Origin of the sequence: Lacimicrobium alkaliphilum (assembly GCF_002591895.1) — a bacterium.
In the GTDB taxonomy this organism is placed as follows: Bacteria; Pseudomonadota; Gammaproteobacteria; order Enterobacterales; family Alteromonadaceae; genus Lacimicrobium; species Lacimicrobium alkaliphilum.
The window spans coordinates 207,427-229,256 of the sequence record NZ_NISX01000003.1 but is presented as its reverse complement, the minus strand read 5'-3'; the positions used below and the strand labels follow the sequence as shown (position 1 = coordinate 229,256).

General features: G+C 50.2%; 20 protein-coding genes. 9 read left to right on the top strand and 11 right to left on the bottom strand.

Annotated elements, in window-relative coordinates:
• Position 1: 1 nt before the first annotated feature.
• Positions 2–2,179 (bottom strand): primosomal protein N', encoded by a 2,178-nt coding sequence (priA, locus tag CDA54_RS04480; RefSeq protein ID WP_099033812.1) that lies wholly within the window; start codon positions 2,177–2,179, stop codon positions 2–4.
• A 222-nt stretch (positions 2,180–2,401) separates the two neighbouring features.
• Between priA and rpmE the strand changes: the two genes are divergently transcribed.
• Positions 2,402–2,614: a 50S ribosomal protein L31 gene (gene rpmE / locus CDA54_RS04475; protein WP_088329454.1), complete on the top strand. Its 213-nt coding sequence runs from the start codon at positions 2,402–2,404 to the stop codon at positions 2,612–2,614.
• A 337-nt stretch (positions 2,615–2,951) separates the two neighbouring features.
• On the top strand, positions 2,952–4,250 hold the full coding sequence (locus tag CDA54_RS04470) for a malic enzyme-like NAD(P)-binding protein (protein WP_099033811.1): 1,299 nt from the start codon (positions 2,952–2,954) through the stop codon (positions 4,248–4,250).
• Between the two features lie 534 nt (positions 4,251–4,784).
• Here CDA54_RS04470 and CDA54_RS04465 read toward each other — a convergent pair.
• Entirely contained in the window at positions 4,785–6,068 is a 1,284-nt protein-coding gene (locus tag CDA54_RS04465) for an amidohydrolase (protein WP_099033810.1), read from the bottom strand.
• A gap of 171 nt (positions 6,069–6,239) precedes the next feature.
• Here CDA54_RS04465 and CDA54_RS04460 point away from each other — a divergent pair, with 171 nt between their 5' ends.
• The gene (locus CDA54_RS04460) at positions 6,240–7,133 is read left to right on the top strand and encodes a patatin-like phospholipase family protein (RefSeq protein WP_099033809.1); all 894 of its coding nucleotides are present in this window, start codon (positions 6,240–6,242) and stop codon (positions 7,131–7,133) included.
• 9 nt (positions 7,134–7,142) lie between these two features.
• On the opposite strand, the gene CDA54_RS04455 is transcribed toward CDA54_RS04460, so the two are convergent.
• Positions 7,143–8,102, bottom strand: coding sequence for a nucleoside hydrolase (locus tag CDA54_RS04455; RefSeq protein WP_099033808.1), 960 nt, complete (start codon positions 8,100–8,102; stop codon positions 7,143–7,145).
• Positions 8,099–8,992, bottom strand: a complete 894-nt coding sequence (locus CDA54_RS04450; RefSeq protein WP_099033807.1) for a ribokinase — start codon at positions 8,990–8,992, stop codon at positions 8,099–8,101. The genes CDA54_RS04455 and CDA54_RS04450 overlap by 4 nt, the downstream gene beginning before the upstream one ends.
• 239 nt (positions 8,993–9,231) lie before the next feature.
• On the opposite strand from CDA54_RS04450, the gene CDA54_RS04445 reads away from it, so the two are divergent.
• Both CDA54_RS04445 and gabT read left to right on the top strand, forming a co-directional pair.
• Entirely contained in the window at positions 9,232–10,683 is a 1,452-nt protein-coding gene (locus tag CDA54_RS04445) for an NAD-dependent succinate-semialdehyde dehydrogenase (protein ID WP_099033806.1), read from the top strand.
• Positions 10,684–11,964 carry a 4-aminobutyrate--2-oxoglutarate transaminase gene (gene gabT / locus CDA54_RS04440; RefSeq protein ID WP_099033805.1) on the top strand — a complete coding sequence of 427 codons (1,281 nt, stop codon included), beginning with the start codon at positions 10,684–10,686 and terminating at the stop codon, positions 11,962–11,964. It begins immediately after the preceding gene.
• A 188-nt stretch (positions 11,965–12,152) separates the two neighbouring features.
• Here gabT and CDA54_RS04435 read toward each other — a convergent pair whose 3' ends face one another.
• Both CDA54_RS04435 and mpl read right to left on the bottom strand, forming a co-directional pair.
• Positions 12,153–12,770 carry a flavin prenyltransferase UbiX gene (locus tag CDA54_RS04435; protein WP_099033804.1) on the bottom strand — a complete coding sequence of 206 codons (618 nt, stop codon included), beginning with the start codon at positions 12,768–12,770 and terminating at the stop codon, positions 12,153–12,155.
• Complete coding sequence (mpl, locus tag CDA54_RS04430) at positions 12,760–14,118, bottom strand: UDP-N-acetylmuramate:L-alanyl-gamma-D-glutamyl-meso-diaminopimelate ligase (protein WP_099033803.1); 1,359 nt, start codon at positions 14,116–14,118, stop codon at positions 12,760–12,762. Before mpl ends, CDA54_RS04435 begins: the two co-directional genes overlap by 11 nt.
• A 143-nt stretch (positions 14,119–14,261) precedes the next feature.
• Between mpl and CDA54_RS04425 the strand changes: the two genes are divergently transcribed.
• Entirely contained in the window at positions 14,262–15,236 is a 975-nt protein-coding gene (locus CDA54_RS04425) for a class 1 fructose-bisphosphatase (protein ID WP_099033802.1), read from the top strand.
• Positions 15,237–15,254: 18 nt separating this feature from the next.
• On the opposite strand, the gene CDA54_RS04420 is transcribed toward CDA54_RS04425, so the two are convergent.
• The 3 genes from CDA54_RS04420 to CDA54_RS04410 all read right to left on the bottom strand — a co-directional run bounded on the left by CDA54_RS04420 (position 15,255) and on the right by CDA54_RS04410 (position 19,429).
• Positions 15,255–15,773: a GAF domain-containing protein gene (locus CDA54_RS04420; RefSeq protein ID WP_099033801.1), complete on the bottom strand. Its 519-nt coding sequence runs from the start codon at positions 15,771–15,773 to the stop codon at positions 15,255–15,257.
• A 66-nt stretch (positions 15,774–15,839) separates the two neighbouring features.
• Positions 15,840–16,457: a GTP cyclohydrolase II gene (gene ribA / locus CDA54_RS04415; RefSeq protein ID WP_099033800.1), complete on the bottom strand. Its 618-nt coding sequence runs from the start codon at positions 16,455–16,457 to the stop codon at positions 15,840–15,842.
• 137 nt (positions 16,458–16,594) lie between these two features.
• Entirely contained in the window at positions 16,595–19,429 is a 2,835-nt protein-coding gene (locus tag CDA54_RS04410) for an EAL domain-containing protein (RefSeq protein WP_099033799.1), read from the bottom strand.
• A gap of 225 nt (positions 19,430–19,654) precedes the next feature.
• Between CDA54_RS04410 and CDA54_RS04405 the strand changes: the two genes are divergently transcribed.
• Both CDA54_RS04405 and CDA54_RS04400 read left to right on the top strand, forming a co-directional pair.
• Positions 19,655–19,960: a c-type cytochrome gene (locus tag CDA54_RS04405; RefSeq protein WP_099033798.1), complete on the top strand. Its 306-nt coding sequence runs from the start codon at positions 19,655–19,657 to the stop codon at positions 19,958–19,960.
• A gap of 17 nt (positions 19,961–19,977) precedes the next feature.
• Positions 19,978–20,304, top strand: a complete 327-nt coding sequence (locus tag CDA54_RS04400; protein WP_099033797.1) for a response regulator transcription factor — start codon at positions 19,978–19,980, stop codon at positions 20,302–20,304.
• On the opposite strand, the gene CDA54_RS04395 is transcribed toward CDA54_RS04400, so the two are convergent.
• A complete protein-coding gene (locus tag CDA54_RS04395) occupies positions 20,298–20,480 on the bottom strand; it encodes a hypothetical protein (RefSeq protein ID WP_099033796.1) in 183 nt (60 codons plus the stop codon). The genes CDA54_RS04400 and CDA54_RS04395 overlap by 7 nt on opposite strands.
• 106 nt (positions 20,481–20,586) lie before the next feature.
• Here CDA54_RS04395 and CDA54_RS04390 point away from each other — a divergent pair, with 106 nt between their 5' ends.
• Positions 20,587–21,567, top strand: coding sequence for a GlxA family transcriptional regulator (locus tag CDA54_RS04390; protein WP_099033795.1), 981 nt, complete (start codon positions 20,587–20,589; stop codon positions 21,565–21,567).
• Here CDA54_RS04390 and ubiK read toward each other — a convergent pair.
• Positions 21,561–21,812 (bottom strand): ubiquinone biosynthesis accessory factor UbiK, encoded by a 252-nt coding sequence (gene ubiK / locus CDA54_RS04385; protein WP_099033794.1) that lies wholly within the window; start codon positions 21,810–21,812, stop codon positions 21,561–21,563. The genes CDA54_RS04390 and ubiK overlap by 7 nt on opposite strands.
• Between the last annotated feature and the right edge of the window lie 18 nt (positions 21,813–21,830).

The following is a 21,830-nucleotide window of genomic DNA, read 5'->3' as shown; positions in this document are numbered from 1 at the left end:
TTCAGGTAAAATCCATCGGGTCCATATCCAGTGACCATCTTACCTTGTTTGCCAGTGGTAATTTTTCAATATTGCTCATCATATTGCTGAGCCACTGTTGAATGCCCGTGCGTTTATCTGACTGTAACAGCAATTGCATCCGATATCGGCCCTGACGTTTTTCCATTAATGCCGGTAATGGGCCAATAAGGGTGATATCAGTCGGCTGTAAACAGGCTTTGACCTGTTCGAGGAAACCATAGGCCAGGTTGCCGTCAACCGCTTCAGCCCGAAACAATGCCTGATAGCTGTATGGCGGCAGCGCGGCAAACTGGCGCTCCTTTAAGGCGAGACGGGCAAAATGCTGATAGCCGTTATTGAGTAAGTCCTGTAGCAGCGGATGACCAGGGTTGTGGGTTTGCAGCCATAGCTCGCCCTGGATCTGTGCCCGTCCGGCGCGCCCGGCGACCTGGGTAATGAGTTGTGCCAGATGCTCTGCGGCGCGGTAATCGGCGCTGAACAGGGCGCTGTCGACGTCCAGAATCACCACCAGAGAAACCCTGGGAAAATGATGACCTTTGGCCAGAATCTGTGTGCCGATTAATAGCTGGCTTTTGCCCTGATTGATCTCTTCCAGCAGCCCATGCAGTTTTTGTTTTCCCCGTGCCGAATCACTGTCGATACGCATTGCGCTGTAATCCGGAAATATTCGCTGTATGCCTTGTTCCAGTTGTTCTGTGCCCATGCCCACGGGCTGCAGATCAGGGTGCCCACAGGCGGCACAGCGATGGGGCACGACTTTAGCGTCACCACAATGATGGCACTGTAACTTTTTCAGCTGTCGGTGCAGGGTAAAGCTACGTTCACAGCGATGACATTCTTCCACATGACCGCACTGGTGGCAGATAAGGGCAGGTGCGAATCCGCGTCTGTTGATAAATAACATCACCTGATGCCCCTGTTGAAGATGCAGGCGAATACGTTGCTGCATGCCTTTGGCAAGACCATAATCCAGAGCCTGACCTTTGATATCCAGTACCTGGTGTTTTACGGCATTTGCACCTCCGGCCCGTTTTCCCAGTGACAGGTGCTGGTACCTTGAGCCTAACGCATTATTGAGGGTTTCTAATGAGGGGGTGGCGCTGCCGAGGATCAACGGGACCTTTTCCATGCGGGCTCTGACCACGGCCAGATCCCGTGCATGATAACGCCAGCCATCCTGTTGTTTGTAAGAGCCATCGTGCTCCTCGTCGACAATGATCATGCCCGGATTGGCAAGCGGGGTAAAAATGGCTGAGCGGGTGCCAATGATAATTCCCACTTCACCCAGCCCGGCTTGCTGCCACACCCTGAGTCTTTCCTTGTCGGTCAGGCCAGAATGAAGTACCGCCACCTCTATACCGAAACGTTGTTCGAAGCGCGCTACGGTTTGTGGTGTCAGACCAATCTCAGGCACCAGAATCAGAATCTGCCGGCCTTGTTTCAGTAAGGGGGCGATGGTTTGCAGGTAAACCTCTGTTTTCCCTGAACCGGTTACGCCTTCCAAAAGAAAGCACTGAAAACCCTGTGCATGATTATTCACCGCTGTGATGGCCAGAGATTGCTCCAGATTAGGCGTGAGCTGGCCACAGATGTGAATACGTTGGGGCCAGTCAGTATCGGCGACGTATTCATCCTCTACGGTCTCAATCAGACCCTTTTCCTCAAGGGCCCGGATGACGGTTGCAGAAAATGCCTGCTTTAATGTTCTGGCATCACACCGTCCGCTCTGCAGTCGCTCTACCAGGGCTTGCTGTTGTGGAGCCCGTTTCAGGCTCTGACTATCTTGTGCCAGGCCGGTTTCGGTTAACTGCCAACAGGTTTGTTGAATTGTCGCCGCATCGCCCTTGCGCAGGCGCGCCGGTAACGCTGTACTGATCACATCACCCAAAGGGTGTTGATAGTAACGGCTGGCCCAATTTAGCCATTCCAGTAACCGTTCGCTCAGTATCGGTTGATGATCCAGCACTGCGGATAGCTGGCGTAGCTTAGCTGTTGGCTGCTCAGAGTCCTGCTTGATGGTGACCACAACACCTGATAACTGTCTGGAGCCAAAAGGCACACGTACCCGGCATCCCGGAGTGGGAGTGGGCTGGCCTTCGGGCAACAAATAATCAAACCCGCCGCGCAAAGGCACTGGCAGGGCAACTTCTACTATCATCTATGTTGGGTTCCATATTGTTGCTGTGTGGGCGATATACGGTGCGGACAGGTATTCTGTGGTGATAATTTCAACGTTTAATTGTTGAACCGCACATCAGGATACATTAATATGCGCGCCTGCCGGCGGCAAGTCGCCAGTTTTTAATTTTTCGTATGGTGTTTGATCAGGCGCACATTCGTTTGGATCAAATAGCGGTACGGCCTGATGATGAGGTAACCCATGAAAGACGGTATCCACCCGGATTATCAAGAAATGACAGCAACCTGTTCTTGTGGCAACAAGATCCAGGTTCGTTCTACCCTGAAAAAAGATATCAACCTGGATGTATGTTCTGCATGCCATCCTTTCTACACTGGTAAACAGCGTAACGTTGATACCGGCGGTCGGGTTGATCGCTTCAATAAGCGTTTCGGCGCTCTGGGTAAAAAATAATACCTGGTATTATTCTGAAAAAAGCGCCTGTGGGCGCTTTTTTTATGTCGGATAACAACTCTTCCGCCATTCCTGGCGGTCATGGGCTGTGGGCCAGGAACAGGTTCTTTGACTTCTAATTCCTCTAGATTTAAATCTGCTTGTTTCTCATAACTATTCGCTATATTCATACTGGTTTTTAAATAGACGAAATTGTATGTCGCTATATGGGTTGCTGATCTGATATGTTGATATCGGATTACGTGATAGTTTCCGTGCTCAGTAACAAAAAGCTCCGTAAAAACGGAGATATAACAGAACCATAAGTCTCCAGTACCCAACAATTTCAGAGGCAAATATGTCTGACTTTCGTCAAAAAGCCTTGGACTACCATTCCAAGCCCGTTCCCGGAAAAATCAGTGTTGAGCTGACCAAGCCAGCAGAGAGTGTCGGTGATCTGGCCCTGGCTTATAGCCCGGGTGTGGCCGAGCCAGTGAAAGAAATAGCCGCCAATCCTGATGCGGTCTACCAGTACACCGCCAAGGGCAATATGGTGGCGGTGATTTCTAATGGCACAGCGATCCTCGGCCTGGGTAACCTCGGACCGATGGCCTCGAAGCCGGTGATGGAAGGTAAGGCCCTGTTATTCAAACGTTTTGCTGGCCTGGATGCCATTGATATTGAGGTCAGGCATCGTACTACGGAAGATTTCATTACCACGGTTGCCAATATTGCCGACACCTTTGGTGGCATTAACCTCGAAGATATCAAAGCACCGGAGTGTTTTGAGATTGAGCAGGAATTGATTAAGCGCTGTCGTATTCCTGTTTTCCACGATGATCAGCACGGTACTGCGATTGTGACCGCTGCCGGGATGCTTAATGCGCTGGAGATACAGGGTAAAAAGATCCACGATGTGACTATCGTCTGCATGGGCGCCGGGGCTGCGGCTGTGGCGTGTATGGAGTTATTGATAAAATGTGGTGCTCAGCGCGAGCGCATTTACATGCTCGACAGAAAAGGGGTGATCCATACCCGCAGAGATGATCTGACCCCACACAAGCAGTTTTTTGCCAATAACACCGATAAGCGGACTCTTGAAGATGTGATGCAGGATGCGGATGTTTTTGTCGGGGTGTCGGGGCCGGATGTGTTGCCGCCGGAAACCCTCAAGCTGATGGCACCCAATCCTGTGGTGTTTGCCTGTTCCAACCCGGACCCGGAGATCAAACCGGACCTGGCCCATGCCGCCAGGGATGATCTGATTATGGCCACTGGGCGTTCTGATTATCCCAATCAGGTTAATAATGTTCTCTGCTTTCCGTTTATATTTCGCGGGGCACTGGATGTCAGGGCGTCGACCATTAATGATGAAATGAAAGTGGCGGCAGTAGAGGCCATTCGCAGTATCGCCAAAGAACCGGTATCAGAAGCCGTACTGAAGGCCTCCGGCGTGGATTCACTGACCTTTGGTCGTGACTACATTATTCCCAAGCCGATGGATCCGCGTCTGTGTCAGCGTGTCGCCAAAACCGTTGCCCAGGCGGCTATTGATACCGGCGTAGCCCGAATTGACACCTTGCCGAAAGGCTATATGGAGGGTCGAATTAATTCGACCAGCAGAGCTGAGCTTAACGCCATTGGCCCAATAAATTGAGCCCTACTGAGAAGTCGCCCGGAATCAGCGTCTTTGAAAAAGCAAAATAACCACAGAGCCACAGAGAACACAGAGGGATTAATGGCGATTACCCCCTTTATTTCTCCGTGCCCTCTGTGGTGAATATTTCTTTTCGGGCCTTTAGTATGCCTGGCGGAATAGGAAAAGGCACTGGATTCCCGCCAACAACACGCGGGCATGACAAACGGACATGCCCAGCACCTTTGATTGTACAGTGTTAATAGTTAGAGCACTTTTTCTGACTACTGACTACTGACTACTGACTACTGACTACTGACAGCTGATAACTGAAGACTTGTTAGTTAGTCCAATAAATTGGACCCTACAAGATATTGCTCTTCTTAGCGGCTTTGCGCCTCTGCGAGATCGAATTTAACCACCTTTGAGCAAGACTAAAATAACCACAGAGCCACAGAGAACACAGAGGTTTAAAACTGTCTTCTCATCTCTGTGCCCTCCGTGGCTCTGTGGTGAAATTATCTTTTTTAGTGCCTTCCCCTCACTCTTCTCGCCTTACTCCTCCCCGCGCATATAATCCAGCGTCAGATTGGTAAGCAGTTCCACGCCCAGTTTCATACCGGCTTCGTCGATCTTAAACTCTGGCGTATGGTGAGCAGGCGCCTGTTCTCTGGGGAGATCTACAGGTTTACCGCCCACAAACAGATAGACGCCGGGCACTTCCTGCTGGAAGAATGAAAAGTCTTCGGCACCGGTGACAGCCTTAACTTCTTTCACATTACCCTCGCCAGCGGTGCGATGCAGTGTTGGCAACATTTTGTCCATTAATGCCGGATCGTTATAGGTAACCGGATAGCTATAATCCAGCGGTAATGTCACCTCAACTTCGGCCCGCATACTTTCGGCAATGCTGTTAGCCTTGCGATGAACTGCCTTATGTAGCTGATCACGCATGTCCTGGTTCAGGGTGCGTATGGTGCCTACCAATTCAACTTCATTGGGAATGATATTCGAGCGGTTGCCGCCGTGAATTGAACCGACAGTGACGACCGCTGCATCTTCGGTGAGGGGCAGTTCGCGACTTACGATGGTCTGAAGACCCATCACAATCTGGGCTGCTGTAGTGATGGGATCGACGCTAAGCCAGGGGTAGGCGCCATGGGCCTGCTTGCCCTTTACCAGAATCTTAAACGGATCTACGGCAGCCATAATGCCGCCATGACGGTACTCCACTACACCCACATCGGTGTCGGAGCTGATGTGCAGACCGAAGATGACATCTACTCCTTGCATGACGCCTTCTTTTACCATCAGTTCTGCGCCACCCTCTTCACCGGCTGGCGCCCCTTCTTCTGCGGGTTGAAACACAAATTTGATTTTGCCGTTCAGCTCAGATTTCATTTCTGTCAGAATTTTTGCGGCGCCCATCAGCATAGCCATATGCGTATCGTGTCCACAGGCATGCATCACCGGCACTTCATTGCCATTGTATTCTCCGATGGCATGAGACCGGAACGGCAGATCATTTTGCTCTGGTACCGGCAATCCGTCCATATCGGCTCTCAGAGCGATGGTGGGACCGGGTTTGCCTGTATCCAGCACAGCTACTACGCCGGTTTTGGCAACACCGGTCTGCAGAGGAAGGCCGAGATCCCGCAAATATTGCGCAATATATTCAGCCGTTTCGAATTCTCGGTTGGACAATTCAGGGTACTGATGAAAATGGCGGCGCCATTCAATCACCTGAGGCTCGAGTTCTTTGGCTTTGTCGCTGACAGTGTCAGCCTGAGCAAGAGGGGCTGCGCTGAGCAGGGCAATAAACAGGATACTGGGCTTCATTATTTTTCTCCGCCTGAGTGATGCATTGGGTATCAGTCAATGTATGGCCTTTGTGGGCAGGCAGTCAATGTTGTTGGTCGGCTTCGCTGGTGATTTCCCCTTGATCATGTAGCCCTTAGGCTTGAACATGAGGTGAATAAAAATGGTATGGCAAAGCGCTAACAGGACAATATGAGTTTTACAGATGACAAACAGGTGCCGAGCTTCGCCATAGTGGCAGAAGGAGGCGGTCAGAAAGGGATTTTCACAGCCGGTGTGCTGGATTGCTTTCTGGAGCATCAATTCTGGCCTTTTCACCTGAAAGTGGGCGTGTCAGCCGGGGCTCAGAATCTCACAGCATATTGCGCCAGAGCCAGGCAGTACGCCAAAACGGCTATCCAGCAACTGACGACTAGTCAGGCGTTTTTCCGTCCTTCGCGGTTTTTTACCGGCGGTAATGTGATCGATCTGGATTGGTATTTTCAACAGGTAGAGCGTCAGGGCACACTGCGTTTCCCCACCGATCCCAATGCCCTAGATAAGGCTTCCAACCTATACGTAGTGGCGGCCGACGCCGACACCCTGGAGCCCGTATACCTGCATACCTGGCATGAAAACATGCATGAAAACCTTAAAGCTTCCAGTGCTATTCCGTTTCTGTACCGTCAGGGGGTGAAGCTGGATGGCCGCACGCTGATCGACGGCGGTGTGGCTGATCCGATTCCGGTGCGCTGGGCATATCAGCAAGGCGCTCGGAAAATTCTGGTAATTCGCACCGTCAATGCAGATTACAACGGCCAATCGCCCATGCTGGAACGCTTGCGCCCGATTCTCAGGCGTGCAAAACAATCACCCAGGATGATGGAGATGTACGTCAACTATCAGCGCCACTATGCTGATGCATTGCGATTTATGCAGACGCCTCCGCGGGACTTGCAGGTGGTGCAGATAGCACCACCTGCTAACCTGCGCAGCATGGTGCTGGGTTCTTCCAATGATGTGCTCAAATACGATTATCTGGTCGGCAAAAGAGAAGGGCGCAGATTTCTGCGCCAATGGTTAAAACGGGAACGCCAACAGGCCTGAAGTGCTCAGTTAGTCCCGATTGGAAGGATGGCTGAGGCGGTCAACCAGCAAATCCAGTACCCGTTGTTTATCCACCTTAAAGCAGACCTGCTGGTTAGGCTTATTCTCCCAGCCCGGATAAGGGTAACGCCGGCCCGCAATCGCAAAGATGGTTTGCCCCATGGCCAGGCCGTCAGTGGCCACCCTGATGGGGCCGGACAAGGTTTCAAACAGGCTGGGATCAAGCAGGTAGGCTATGGTCGACGGATCGTGAACCATACAGCCAGGAATACCGAGTTCATCGCGATAGTAATCAATATAGAAATCACAGGCCTGATGCAATAATTTACCCTGAGTGGGGTTGGCTGCGGCTATAGCGGCGGTATGATCTTTACTCAGCAATACCTGGCTGGTGACATCCAGACCAACCATTACCAGAGGCCAGCGCGCAGTCATTACTTTGTCTGCCGCATGGGGATCGCCGATGATATTTGCCTCAGCAACGGGAGAGACATTCCCGTTGGCATGCACCGCTCCGCCCATGATGACGACTTCTTCAACCAGCCCGGCAATATCCGGCGCTTGTTCCAGTGCCCTGCCCAGGTTGGTCAGAGGCCCAAGTGCCACAATCGTAATCTGGCCGGGGTTGGCCCGGATTTGTTCAATAATAAAATCCACCGCATTCTGAGATTCCGCCTGTTTGTCAGAGGCAGGCCAGTCAATATTTCCGAATCCGTCTGCGCCGTGCACAAAATCAGGATAATGCGGTGTATCGCGCTGCATAGGAGCGCCCTGTCCTTCATAGACAGGTACAGGATAACTGGCGAACTCAGAAAGAATCAGCGCATTGGCGGTAGATCGCTGTACGGCCACATTGCCAAATACGGTGGTGAGGCCAATAACATCCAACTCAGGTGAGTTGAAGGCCAGTACAATGGCCAGGGCGTCATCTACGCCCGGATCGGTATCGATGATAATTTTTTTTGTCATAATGAATGGGTTTCCAAAAAATTCTTTACCTGCTGTGCATCCGGTATTGATGCAATCGCTCCTGCCTGGGTAACGCACAATGCTGCCGCGGCACTGGCCTGCTGCAACGCAATACTGATACTATCGCTGACACAGCGCGACGCCAGAAAATAGCCAATAAATGTGTCTCCGGCGGCAGTAGTGTCTGTAGCTTTGACGCTAAATGCCTTTACCTGGTTCCGTTCGCTGGCTGACACATAAAGTGCGCCCTGACTGCCCAGAGTAATCAATAAATCTACCGAACACTGGCGCTGGATCTTCTCAATGGCCAGTTCCAGTTCTGTTTGTTCACTCAGATCCTGTAGCTCTACCTGATTAACAATCAGCAAATCCAGTTCAGGTAACAGCCTGAGGGTGACTGACTTGTCCATCGGCGCCGGATTAAAAGCCACCCGCATGCCGCGTTCACGCGCAAAACGGGCGCTTTGCTCAAGCAGGTTGGTCTCATTTTGCATCAACAACCAGTCTCCCGGTCCGCCTTTGCTAAGCTGCTCCTGAACCCAGGGCCAGTTTAGTAGGCGATTTGCGCCGGCATGCAACACGATGGCATTTTCGGCGTGACTGTCTATCTGGATAATGGCATGGCCGGTGACATGTCCGGGTTGTTGTTCAATGCCCGAGATATCGATACCCAGTTCGTTCAGCATCAGTGAGGCGGTATCGCCTTGGGCTACCGCGCCGATATGTTTAACACTGGCCCCGGCTTTACTGGCCGCCACAGACTGATTAGCGCCTTTGCCGCCCAGGTTGAGAGTGTAGTTTTGTGCGTTCAGCGTTTCACCCGGGCGCACAAAATGCGGCACCTGATAGCAATGGTCCCAGTTGATGGAACCGAGATTAAAAATAGTCATGGTGATATGGCGTTGCTTAAGGCTGATAACAGTAGCTCGACACAGGATATATGACAGCCTCAGAGAGCGCCAGTGATTCGGCGGATTTGCCCTGTTAACCCTTTCTGCTGCACCACCAGAACAATAGGTAAGCGGCGATTAATCCAAAGGTTAAACCTTTGCTATCTATGTTCGGGAAACTATGTTGTTCAATACCCTCACAATTTTTGTTTACGTTAGTATTCAGATAAGGAGACAGAATGTTAGGACTGAATGATAAAGAGCTGGTCAGAACCGGCTCATTTATAAATGGGCAATGGTGTGACAGCGAAGAGAGTTTTGCTGTTACCAATCCGGCTAATGGAGACACCCTGGTGTTGGTGGCTAATCACGGCACTGAAGGCGCCGAAAAGGCTGTAGCCGCAGCGCATCAGGCATTTAAGGCCTGGGCAGCAAAAAGCGCCGGTGAACGGGCTACGCTGATGCGTAAATGGTATGAACTGATGATGCAACACCAGGATGACCTGGGGCGCTTACTGACACTTGAGCAAGGTAAGCCTCTGGCCGAAGCCAGGGGAGAGATTGCGTATGGTGCGTCTTACATCGAATGGTTTGCTGAGGAAGCGAAACGTGTCTATGGCGATGTGATTCCGGCTCCCTCTGCAGATAAAAAAGTGGTAGTGATTAAACAGCCTGTTGGTGTGGTCTCCGCGGTGACACCATGGAACTTTCCTAACGCTATGATCGCCCGCAAAGCTGCCGCAGCGCTGGCTGCGGGTTGTACTTTTGTGGTTAAACCTGCGGCGGAAACACCGTTGTCGGCACTGGCGATGGCAGAACTGGCAAAACGGGCAGGCATACCAGACGGGGTACTGAATGTCATCACGGGTAAAGACTCTAAAGCGATCGGTAAAGTGCTGACTGAAGACCCACGGGTCAGGAAGTTTACTTTTACCGGTTCAACTCAGGTGGGCAAGTTGTTGATTTCCCAATGTGCCAGCACGGTTAAAAAAGTATCCATGGAACTGGGTGGCAACGCGCCGTTTATTGTATTCGATGATGCCGATCTGGACGCTGCTGTAAAAGGCCTGCTGGCATCTAAATTCCGTAATGCCGGGCAAACCTGCGTGTGTGCGAACCGTATTTTTGTCCACCAGAACGTGTATAAAGCCTTCAGTGAAAAACTCACCGCTGCAGTGGCCGAACTGAAAATAGGTGACGGTCTGGAACAGGATACGACCATTGGCCCTCTGATTTCCAGCGATGCGTTGAATAAGGTTCAGGGCTTGATCTCCGATTCTGTTTCTATGGGCGCGAGAGTGATTGCAGGCGGTGAACCACTTAATAAAGAATTATTGTTCTTCAACCCAACTGTACTGATCGATGTCACTAATGATATGCCCGTCGCCAGCGAAGAGATCTTTGGCCCTGTGGTGCCATTGATCGCCTTTGACGATGAGCAGCAGGTGATTGATATGGCCAATGATACTGACTTTGGTCTGGCGGCGTACTTTTATTCCAGAGATGTAGGTCGTGTCTGGCGTGTTGCTGAAGGCCTGGAGTATGGCATGGTCGGCATTAACGAAGGGGCAATCTCTAATCCTGCCGCTCCTTTTGGTGGCGTAAAACAATCCGGCAACGGACGTGAAGGTTCCAGATATGGTCTGGATGATTATCTGGAGTGCAAATATTTGTGCATGGGAGGCATTTGAGTGAGTAGTAATGCAGAGTTACAGAGCCGTAAACAACAGGCCATCGCGCGGGGACAGGGGAATGTCTACCCGGTTTATGTATCCCATGCCCGTAATGCCGAAGTATGGGATGTAGAGGGTAACCGTTATATCGATATGGGCACTGGCATAGCCGTCTGTAATACCGGCCATGCCCATCCGCAGGTGGTGAAAGCGATTAATGAGCAAGTGCAAAAATTTTCACATACCTGCGTAATGGTTAATCCCTATCCTCAGGCAGTGGAGTTGGCTGAAAAGTTGAATCAGCTGGTGCCAGGGCCAGCGAAGAAGAAGTCAGTGTTTGTGAGCACCGGCGCCGAAGCTGTAGAAAATGCGATTAAGATCGCACGTGCTCATACCGGGCGCCGCGGTGTCATAGCCTTTAATGGTGGTTTTCATGGCCGTACTAATATGGCGATGGCGCTGACCGGTAAAATTACACCTTACAAACATCAGTTCGGTCCGTTTCCGGCAGATATTTTTCATGTGCCTTTCCCGAACAGGTTGCATGGCGTGTCGGTAGAAGAATCGCTGAAGTCGTTACAAAACCTGTTTAAAGTAGACATTGCACCACAGGATGTTGCGGCAATTATCATCGAGCCTATTCAGGGGGAAGGTGGATTTTATCAGGCCCCTCCGGAGTTGTTGCAGGCCCTTCGTCTTCTCTGTGATGAACAGGGCATTGCGTTGATTATGGACGAGATCCAGACTGGCTTTGCCCGTACCGGCAAGTTTTTCTGCAGTGAATATGCAGATGTGGAAGCAGATATTATGACCGTCGCCAAGGGCATTGCCGGAGGTTTTCCCATCGCCGCAGTGGTGGGCAAGGCGGAAGTGATGGATGCACCACTACCAGGTGGTCTGGGCGGAACCTATGGAGGATCGCCGGTAGGCTGCGCCGCCGCGCTGGCTGTACTGAATGTGATTGAGCAGGAACAGCTCTGTCAGCGGGCGCTGGCAATCGGTGAACAGGTACAGGTCGCTGTTGAGAAGATTCGCAGTAAACACCCTCAGGTCATTGCCGAGGTACGTATCAAAGGGGCTATGATTGCCATTGAGCTTATGCAAAATGGCGATCCGGACCAGCCGAATACAGCGCTCACCCAGGCATTGATTGCCAATGCGGCAAAGCAAGGACTTATTCTGTTGTCTTGTGGTTTCTATGCCAACGTCATTCGCTTGTTACCGGCACTGACGATTGAGGATAAGGTGCTTGAGGAAGCCCTGGATAAATTGGCTGAGCTTTTTGACAGGCTGGCCTAGGCATGTAGAAACGGAGTAAGAACATATGTTCTTACTCTGACCTTACCTTGAACTTATAAACATAAATCATTGCACAACGCTGGCAAGGTGGTTTTGCGCCAGGAAGCGACAACATAGAGATAAACTCTTCTGACTTGCTCTGAGAGAGCAACTAACTATACAAAATGGTATTAACAAACCGCGACTTATTAGCGGTTATCATATCCCCAACGCTGCATCAGTTGTTGCTCTATGCCTAAGTGGTCCAGCACCCTTGCCACCACAAAATCTATCAGATCATTGATACTCTGTGGCTGGTGATAAAACCCCGGGCTGGCCGGCATAATAGTGACGCCAAGGTTGGAGAGTTTAAGCATATTCTCAAGGTGCAGGCTGGAAAGCGGCATTTCTCTGGGTACCAGAATTAACTGCCCTTTTTCTTTGAGCACCACATCGGCGGCCCGCTCTATCAGATTGTCGCTGGCACCGCAGGCTATGGCAGACAGAGTGCCTGTCGAACAGGGACAGACTACCATCTGTTTGGGGGCCGCTGAGCCTGACGCTACCGGTGAAAACCACTCATCCTTGCCAAACACGCGGACCTGTTCAGGAGCAGCATTGAAACGCTGCCCAAACCAGGCTGCGCTGTCATCGGGTCTGGCGGGTATTTTGATATCCTGCTCAGTGGCCAGAACCACTCTGGCGGCGGAAGATATCAACACAAACACCTGATATTCAGCCTGCACCAGTGTTTCCAGCAAACGCAAGGCATAAGGCGTTCCTGATGCGCCGGTAATGGCCAGGGTGATCTGTTTCTTAAACGCCATGTTTTCTCTCCAGAGCCTGTTGCAGTTTTTGATGAATGCCGCCAAAGCCGCCGTTGCTCATTATCAGTATATGATCGCCGGGCTGCGCCTGATTGACCAATGCACTGATAAGGTTATCCAGGACCTGAAAACTGGACAAAGGCACGACACTATTCTGTTTAACTTCATCCACGGACCAGTTCAATCCATCAGGCTCATATATATACACCAGGTCGGCCTGTTCCCAGCTTGTTGCCAGACGGTCTTTATGCACGCCTTGCTTCATGGTGTTTGAACGTGGTTCTAATACGGCAAGAATGCGTGATGCGCCGACTTTACTCCGTAACCCCTGCACGGTTGCCGCTATCGCTGTAGGGTGGTGGGCGAAATCATCATAAATGCTGATATCGGCAACCAAGGCCTTAAGTTGCATGCGCCGTTGTACATTTTTAAATTCATTCAGTGCGGCTACGGCATCGGCGGGCCGGACACCCGCGTGGCGTGCGGCTGCCACCGCCATTAATGCATTGTGCTGGTTATATTGACCCATCAATGACCAACAGATTCGGCCTTGTATCTCGTCGTTGAGTACCACCTCGAAGCTGCAACCGTCTCTGGCACTGTTGGCTATATTCCATTGCTGGTGAGTTTTCTCCGTTTCCGACCAGACCCCCATCTTCAGCACCTGCTCCAGATTTTCATCCCTGGCTGGAGTGATAATGCGGCCATTGCCGGGTACCATGCGCAACAAGTGATGGAACTGAGTCTGAATCGCGGCCAGATCTGCGAATATGTCTGCATGATCAAATTCAAGATTATTAAGAATTAATGTTCTTGGTCTGTAATGGACAAATTTTGAGCGTTTGTCGAAAAAGGCACTGTCATATTCATCGGCTTCGATAACAAAAAAAGGTGATTGCCCAAGCCTGGCAGAAATACTGAAATTCTCCGGAATGCCGCCAATCAGAAAGCCGGGCTGAAGACCTGCTGACTCCAGGATCCAGGCCAGCATACTGGCGGTGGTGGTTTTGCCATGGGTACCTGCGACTGCCAGTACCCAACGATCTTTGAGCAGGTTATCCAGCAGCCATTGTGGGCCGCTGGTATAGGGAATATTGCGATTCAATACCGCCTCAACTGCAGGATTCCCACGGCTTAAGGCATTTCCGATGACGACCAGGTCCGGCTCTGGCTTTAGCTGAGCCGAACCAAAGCCCTGAGTAAGGGGGATGTCCAGTTTTTGCAGTTGGGTGCTCATGGGCGGGTAGACGTTGGCATCACTGCCACTTACCTGATGGCCCATGGCTTTAGCCAGTGCCGCGATACCACCCATAAAGGTGCCGCAAATGCCGAGAATATGAATGTGCATAAAAATAATAGATGACTAAAGTAGCCAGGAAGCCTATCAGAATCAGGCTAACAGCGACAGACTAACTGATCTGAGTTACAATCGCCGAAAAAAATATAACCCTGTTCCTGCATACTCAACTTATACAAGTAAAGGTTTGGCCTATGAAACGACTTAACACACAATTGCAGGAGGACGATTGTCCTCTCGAACTAATCCTTCTGATCCGTACATTATTGGCTGCCTGTAAGGAGATATCCTTCAGGGTGAGTCAGGGCGCTCTGGCCGGTGTGCTGGGTTCTACTCTGAGCGATAATGTGCAGGGTGAGCGACAGAAGAAGCTGGATGTGATTTCCAATCAGATCCTCAAGGATATTCTCAGTGAGTCCGGCTATGTTAAAGCCGTTTCTTCTGAAGAAGAGGATAAAGTTATCGGGTGCACCAATGATGGTAAATACCTGATCAGCTTTGATCCACTGGACGGGTCTTCGAATACGGATATTAACAGCCTGATCGGCACTATTTTCTCGGTAATGCATGCGCCACAATGGATGGAGCCTGATGATCCTTCCGCATTCCTGCAGCCCGGTACTCAGCAGGTTGCCGCAGGTTATGTTTTATACGGTCCTTCTACTATGTTGGCCATGACAACGGGCCGGGGCACCCACCTGTATACTCTGGATAAGACCCATGGCGGATTCCTGCTCACCAGAGAGCGGGTTGAAGTGCCCAGAGAAACCCAGGAATTTGCAATTAATACCTCCAATCAGCGTCATTGGGAGCCTTGTATGCAGCAATATATGGCAGATTTGCTCGCCGGTGATCAAGGTCCAAGGAACAAGAACTACAATATGCGTTGGGTGGCGGCCATGGTGGGAGATATTCACCGGGTCTTATGCCGGGGTGGAATTTTTGCTTACCCCTGGGATAACCGTGAGCCGGAAAAGCCCGGCAAACTCCGTCTGATGTACGAGGCTAATCCTATGGCATTCCTGATGGAGCAGGCTGGAGGTGCGGCTTCTACAGGAAGAATGCGTATTCTTGAAGTGATGCCTGATGATATTCACCAAAGAGTGCCAGTCATTCTGGGCTCTGCGGACGAAGTGGAAGCCTGCCTGTCCTATTATGCGGACCAGTAAGGATAGTTAAGATAGTCGCTAAACGGTGCCGCTGGAAGCCACGGCGGCGCCAATAATAGTGGCAGCCAACTGCAGTATCTGGACATCCACATCATCGAACGCATCGGTTTTTGAAGAAAAGACCTTAAGTACGCCGAGTAAATGCCCGTCTGCGTGCAATGGCACTACCAGCATAGAGCGCAGCCCCACTTTTTCGCAGGCTACAGAATCTACCCTGTTGTCATTCCTGGCATCGGTGCAGTTCAGTACCTGATTTTTCTGTACACATAAACCCGAAAGGCTGGTACTGGCTTTCAGGCGCATTCCGACTTTATCCCGGGCCATACCAGTGGCTGCGGCGTAAACCATTTCATCTTCTTCAATAACCTCAACTACCGCACCGCTGGCAAAGGTCAGGTCTGCGGCCAGTTCAGCCATACGTTCCATTACGCGGGTGGGGGCAAAGCGGTTGCCGATAATTTCGGTTTGCGCGGTAATCACACAAAGAAGCTGTTGTTTTGTCAGCAGTGAGGTAGAAACTGATGATGTGCTTAGCATGGATTCCAGACCTCCGGATTATGCTGAGCGTCCCTGCATCATTATCGCGTTTACATTTTGTTACAGTTATTTTAACAGATGAGGGTCAAATTCGTGACCTAATTTTTGTGTCTTGGTACGGATGTATATCCTGTTGTCATCGGTGATGCCGTGGTCTATCGGTGTGCGGGCAACAACTTCAACTCCCAGATCTCTCAGAGCCTGAATTTTACGGGGGTTATTCGTCATCAGATTGACCTTGCTGACTTTCAGGCAATCAAGCATATAGCCACAGATGCTGTAGTCACGGAGATCCGCGTCAAAACCCAGATGTTCATTGGCTTCAACGGTATCCATGCCTTTATCCTGCAGTTGGTATGCGCGAATCTTATTGAGCAGGCCTATTCCTCTGCCTTCCTGACGTAAATACAACAGTACACCTTTGCCCTGTTCAACGATATTCTGCAGTGCCTTTTCAAGTTGCGCACCACAATCGCAGCGGGTACTGAATAGTGCATCGCCGGTCAGACACTCTGAGTGGATACGAATTGGTACGGTGTCATCAGGTTGCCATTGCCCATAGGACAGAGCTACATGTTCCTGGCCTGTGTTTTTTTCCACAAAACCATGGATAGTGAACTGGCCCCACCGGGTTGGCAGGCGGGCAGAACTGATGTAGTCGAAAAGTGGATCTTGGCGTTTCATTGGTGTCCGGAAGTCAATTATCTTTGGTTACTGCTAATAGCGGCTATTATACACCAAGGTGCGCTGAACGCTTTGGATATTAGACGCCAACTATACTGTCACCACAACATAAAGAAAAACCTGAATATGTGATCGGTTTAATCTGTTTTTTCCTCGGATAGCACCAGCGGTGAGAATTGTTTTATGTTTGCGGGTTTTGCTACCCCATAGCCCTGAGCATAGTCGACACCGATTTTACCCAGTTCAACCATGATTTCCTTACTCTCAACAAACTCAGCCACCGTCTGCATGCCCATGGCTTTGGCCACTTCTTTGATCGAACGAACCATGGCCATATCCACCGGGTCCACCAACAGATCTTTGACGAAGCTACCGTCGATTTTAACAAAATCCACAGGCAGACTCTTGAGATAGCCATAAGAGGAAAAACCACTGCCAAAGTCGTCCAGAGCGAACTGGCAGCCCAGTTGATGGAAGGTTTTAATAAATTGCAGGGTTTCGTCCATTTTTATAATGGCCACACTCTCGGTAATCTCAAAGCAGATTTTATTGTAGGGAATGGCGTACTTTTCAAAGGCATTCAGCACAAATAGCCGCAGATCCTTATCACCCAGGGAGTGGCCACTGAGGTTAATATTGGCCTTCACCAGGTGTGCTGTGTGCTGAGGATTTTCAGCCAGCCAGATAAAGTAATGTTCAATCACCCATTTATCTATCTGAGCCGTCAGATTGTAACGTTCAGCAGCCGGCAGAAAGGTACCGGGAGAGGTGATTTCACCATCATTGCCCCGCATCCGCAGCAGAATCTCATAGTGATAACCTTCCGAGAGCTTATGCAGGGGATGATAATGTTGGTAATACAGCTCAAAACTGTCATGTTGCAGAGCCTGGTTGATCAATGAAACCCAATGTAATTCAGTTTCGTAGCGTTGGATCCGCTCATCTTTCTTGGAATAAGCATGAATCTGATTACGGCCCTCTTCTTTCGCCATATAGCAGGCAGAATCGGCCATACTCAATAGTTGTTCTGAACTATGGATATGCTCATCATATGGCACCAGACCAATACTGATACCCAGAGTAAAGATGCGGTTTTCCCATACAAACCTGAATTGTTGTAATACATTCAGCAGTTTATTCGCCAGCAGGTAAGCATTGTCATCGCTCGCCTGCTCTCCCTGTAGCAATATACCGAATTCGTCTCCGCCAAGGCGAGCCAGTAAACCTCTGCCCTCAACGACATCATTAAGCTGTTTTGACAGTTGTTTGATTAATACATCGCCAGCCTTGTGGCCACAGGTATCGTTAACCACTTTGAACTGATCCAGGTCCATATACAGTAACGTAAGTTCTTCGCCTTTCTGGCTGGCTTGCTCGAGTGCGGACTTCAGACTGCGCTCAAACTCTCTCCTGTTGTGGACGCCGGTCAGGGGATCATGGGTCGCCATATATTCGAGACTGAGATTAGACTCTTTGCGTTCAGTAATATCAAAGATAGTACCAAACAGATAATCCTCGTTGTGCTCACGGCGTAATTGCACAGAAATGGAAAACCAGAATTCTGTCCCATCGCGGCGAACGCCACGAATCTCTTTACCCATCACCACACCTTTTTCGCGTAAATCATCCACCAGGCTAAGTCTGTCCTGCTGGCTGGCGTAAAGCTGTGCGGTTGTCCGGCATTCCCGCAGCATCTGTTTTTCATCGTCATAACCAAACAAACTGCACATGGCGGGATTTGTAGTGATCAATCTACCCTCCATCGTCGAGGTATAGAGCCCCTCTGCAGAATTACGAAACAGATCATAGAAGCGGCGTAAATCATTGATGGTGTTACTTTGCCGTTGCTCGCGGTGCCGGGTCTTGGCCTGTTCATGGGCTTCAAGTGCCAGCGCAATTAACAGGACACCAAACAGAATCAGCAACATCATATACAGGCTCAGATCCGCATCCAGGATCACGCCACTGAGATACAGTCCGGCCTGAACCAGAGCCACCAGTGAGATACAGGACCAGCCAATGGCATAGATGCGATTAGGTCTGCCATCGCGACGATTACTGAAGCGCCAGGCCAGGGCAAATTGCAGGCCTACGGTTGCACCAGCAAGGCCAATAGCAACAATCAGCTTCCAGTAGTCATTCAGAACCAGAGCAGAGAAAAATAGCAGGTATGACAGAACATAAGACGCATATCGCCAATATATGGGTACGCCTCTTAGCATCAGATGAGACACCTTGGCAGCGTTGAACAGAACCAGCGCCGCCAGAGCCGAACTAATAACAGAGATATACTTGGACAGCCCAGGTATTAACTGCGCCAGGATCCCTTCGATATTCAGAAACAACAGCATAAAGCTGAGGCTGGCCATGGCAAACCAGAATCGCACCGGACTTCTCAGCAATACGTAGGTGATCAGGTAGTAGAAAAATAATATCGCTAAAGCGCCTCCGATCATCCCGATCAATGCCATGTTGGCCTGTTCGGTTTTGATTAGCGCTTCGTCATGCCACAATTCTGCTGAAAAGACCATCGGCCCGCTATCGGCTATGCGGAAATAAATGTTCAGTTGTTCACCCGGTGACATATCCAGGCGACTGACGAAATGTCGGTGATTGACCTCTCTCGACGAAAGCGGACGCTTTGCTCCCATCATCAGGGCTTTGAGAATTCGCTCCCTGTCGTCGAGTATATGAATATCCACCTCATCCAGACCGGGATTGGCGATAATCAGATCAAAACGTTCCTGAGAGCCGCTGTCATTGCGGACCTGGAATCGTCCCCACAGGCTTTGGTCTGTGGCCAGTGGCTCTATACTGAATCCTTCTTTCCAGCCGCTTCTGTGCTGAACTTCTGACAGCAACGCATACCTGGGAGTCCGCAGAAACTGTGCCTGCTCCTTAATATTCAGATACTCAAACTGGTTATCCAGAGACGCAGTCTCCAGTGATCTGACAGGAAACTGAATCAGCATAATGCTTAGCAGCCAAATCAGAAAGCCTATTCGCTTCAAAGTATTACTTCACTGTTATGGATCCAGAGACCAGTATAAATTCTTTGCACCGCCATGGAACCCCAAACACTGAAATCAGGTCACAATCGCCTGGAAACAATTGCGCAAATCCGCATAATTTGCTGTGCAAACGCCCTGCGAAGCTGATACTTTTATTAATCCGTATCCAGTTTTAAAGGAAGAAAAATGAAATATGTAGTACTGGTATTTGCTTTAGTTCTTAGTGCACCAGGTATGGCTGCGGATATTGATGCCGGCAAGACAAAATCCTCCACTTGTGCAAATTGCCATGGTCGTAATGGCATTTCTGCTATTCCGATGTATCCAAACCTGGCGGGTCAGAAAGAGGCCTACCTTGCGATTGCCCTGAAAGCTTACCGTGATGGTACAAGAAAGAATATGGTTATGGGCCCCATGGCGCAGCAACTAAGTGATGAAGATATTGCTGACCTGGCTGCCTATTTCGCCAGCCTGGATCCCAGTGGTAAATGACGCGCCAACAATAACAAATGCGGATTTTATTGATCGAGGCTGATGCCCAGCTACGCGAGAAAATTGCACTGGTGCTGCATAGTGGTGGGGGTTATGAGGTCACTCAGGCCTCATCATCACAACAGGCCGTAGCACTGCTCTTAGGCCAGCAGTTTGACCTTGCTGTTGGGAGAGCTTCTGTGATCAGTCAATTGCCGGTACAACTTCCCAGAATAGGCTTTGGCGCTGCCCCTGATGAATTACCACCCTATAGCCTGGGCTGGATTGAGTCTTTGCAGCCCTTGCCCGGATTTGCAGAACAGGTGCGACAGCTTTGGCAGCAACACAGCAAGAAGCATCAGTGATCACCGCCCTCCAGCGCCAACGCGGCCAATAACAGAAGTAACACCAGCAATGCGGGCACACCGATAAATTGAACCGCAGGTGCCAGAGCTATGGACTGTTGCAACCAGAAAGTCAGCCCCCAACCTGCAGCCAGAATCAGCAATATCAGATAGAATTTTCCATTGGTACGAAACATTTTTCACACCTCTTAGTTGATGGATTTTTAGTCTACTCTCTTGCGGAGGATGAGATTAGTGGCAATAATGATAAAAATGATGCTGATATTGACAGTGATTTTGTAAATGAAAACGATCGCCATACTGGCTACCGATAATGCATTGGGCTCAGAGATGATGGGCATTAAGGACTTTGTTTCTTTCGCTAATTCTTATCAGCGTTTTCTTCATCCCGCTGCTGAACCGCTATTTAGTAGTGAAATATATTCGCCCAGAGGGCGGGACATCAGGTGTTCAAATGGCTTGTTGGTGCCAAGCAAGAGCCTGGCAGAACTGTCGCAGTTCGACGCGGTAGTGGCAGTTGCGCCTTATGCTTATGATAAAGAATCATTATCGACGTATATGCAACAGGCAATAATGTTGAACGCTGTAATCACGCAGGCAGCAACATCCGGGTGTCTGGTGGCAAGCCATTGCGTGGGTACGTTTTGTCTGGCTGAGGCGGGGATCCTTGAGGGAAAGCGAGCGACGACCAGTTGGTGGATGAAAGAAGTTTTTGCCCGTCGTTATCCTGGGGTGGAAACCATTATGGATGAACTGGTGGTGCAATCTGGCAATGTGATTACAGCGGGCGCCACGACGGCATTTTCCAGCATGATGATGAAGTTGATTGAAGAGATGGTATCCACAGAGTTTGCCAATGGACTGTCTAAGATTCTGCTGCTGGACAGACAACGTTTGTCACAAAAAGTCTTTATCAATCCGGCGATGGTAATAGGCCACAGAGACAGCCTTATTACGGAGGTTCAGCTTTGGATGCGCCGTCACTTCACTGAATCTGTGTCGCTGGATCAGCTCTGCGACAAGTTTGCTGTGACCAAACGTACCCTGATACGCAGGTTTAAGGCGGCAACGGGTCAGACTCCGTTGGTGTATCTGCAACAGCTGCGTATCGAAAGGGCGAAAAACCTGCTGGAGGCCACTGATCAGCCAATCGAACGGATCGTTGAGCAAGTGGGATACGATGATCCGGCCTCGTTCCGGCGATTATTTCTCAGCCACACTCAGGTTACGCCGAAGGTTTACCGACAACGCTTCGGCTATTGATCTCTGGTTTGTTTCTCCAATTCGGCCAGGCGTGCTTCCATGGCTTCGAGTTTTTCTCTGGTTCGCTGCAGTACATGGGTCTGCACATCAAATTCTTCACGGCTGACAAAATCCAGTCGGCTCAGTTGGGACTGCAACACCTGTTTAACTCTGGATTCAGCGCCTTCAGCCATGTTTTTTACGCCGGGCGGAATGGAATCGGCAATCTGCCTGGCAATATCTTCAATTTTTTTGGGGTCTAACATAAAAGGGCCTTATTACTG

Excerpts from the sequence above, each read along its gene's own strand:
- CDA54_RS04450 (WP_099033807.1), bottom strand. The coding sequence starts at position 8,992 with ATGACTATTTTTAATCTCGGTTCCATCAACTGGGACCATTGCTATCAG.
- CDA54_RS04420 (WP_099033801.1), bottom strand. The coding sequence starts at position 15,773 with ATGCTAAGCACATCATCAGTTTCTACCTCACTGCTGACAAAACAACAG.
- CDA54_RS04465 (WP_099033810.1), bottom strand. The coding sequence starts at position 6,068 with ATGAAGCCCAGTATCCTGTTTATTGCCCTGCTCAGCGCAGCCCCTCTT.
- CDA54_RS04455 (WP_099033808.1), bottom strand. The coding sequence starts at position 8,102 with ATGACAAAAAAAATTATCATCGATACCGATCCGGGCGTAGATGACGCC.
- CDA54_RS04400 (WP_099033797.1), top strand. The coding sequence starts at position 19,978 with ATGCGGATTTTATTGATCGAGGCTGATGCCCAGCTACGCGAGAAAATT.
- rpmE (WP_088329454.1), top strand. The coding sequence starts at position 2,402 with ATGAAAGACGGTATCCACCCGGATTATCAAGAAATGACAGCAACCTGT.
- CDA54_RS04460 (WP_099033809.1), top strand. The coding sequence starts at position 6,240 with ATGAGTTTTACAGATGACAAACAGGTGCCGAGCTTCGCCATAGTGGCA.
- ribA (WP_099033800.1), bottom strand. The coding sequence starts at position 16,457 with ATGAAACGCCAAGATCCACTTTTCGACTACATCAGTTCTGCCCGCCTG.
- CDA54_RS04390 (WP_099033795.1), top strand. The coding sequence starts at position 20,587 with ATGAAAACGATCGCCATACTGGCTACCGATAATGCATTGGGCTCAGAG.
- CDA54_RS04425 (WP_099033802.1), top strand. The coding sequence starts at position 14,262 with ATGAAACGACTTAACACACAATTGCAGGAGGACGATTGTCCTCTCGAA.
- CDA54_RS04405 (WP_099033798.1), top strand. The coding sequence starts at position 19,655 with ATGAAATATGTAGTACTGGTATTTGCTTTAGTTCTTAGTGCACCAGGT.
- ubiK (WP_099033794.1), bottom strand. The coding sequence starts at position 21,812 with ATGTTAGACCCCAAAAAAATTGAAGATATTGCCAGGCAGATTGCCGAT.
- CDA54_RS04435 (WP_099033804.1), bottom strand. The coding sequence starts at position 12,770 with ATGGCGTTTAAGAAACAGATCACCCTGGCCATTACCGGCGCATCAGGA.
- priA (WP_099033812.1), bottom strand. The coding sequence starts at position 2,179 with ATGATAGTAGAAGTTGCCCTGCCAGTGCCTTTGCGCGGCGGGTTTGAT.
- CDA54_RS04445 (WP_099033806.1), top strand. The coding sequence starts at position 9,232 with ATGTTAGGACTGAATGATAAAGAGCTGGTCAGAACCGGCTCATTTATA.
- CDA54_RS04410 (WP_099033799.1), bottom strand. The coding sequence starts at position 19,429 with ATGCTGATTCAGTTTCCTGTCAGATCACTGGAGACTGCGTCTCTGGAT.
- CDA54_RS04470 (WP_099033811.1), top strand. The coding sequence starts at position 2,952 with ATGTCTGACTTTCGTCAAAAAGCCTTGGACTACCATTCCAAGCCCGTT.
- CDA54_RS04395 (WP_099033796.1), bottom strand. The coding sequence starts at position 20,480 with ATGTTTCGTACCAATGGAAAATTCTATCTGATATTGCTGATTCTGGCT.
- mpl (WP_099033803.1), bottom strand. The coding sequence starts at position 14,118 with ATGCACATTCATATTCTCGGCATTTGCGGCACCTTTATGGGTGGTATC.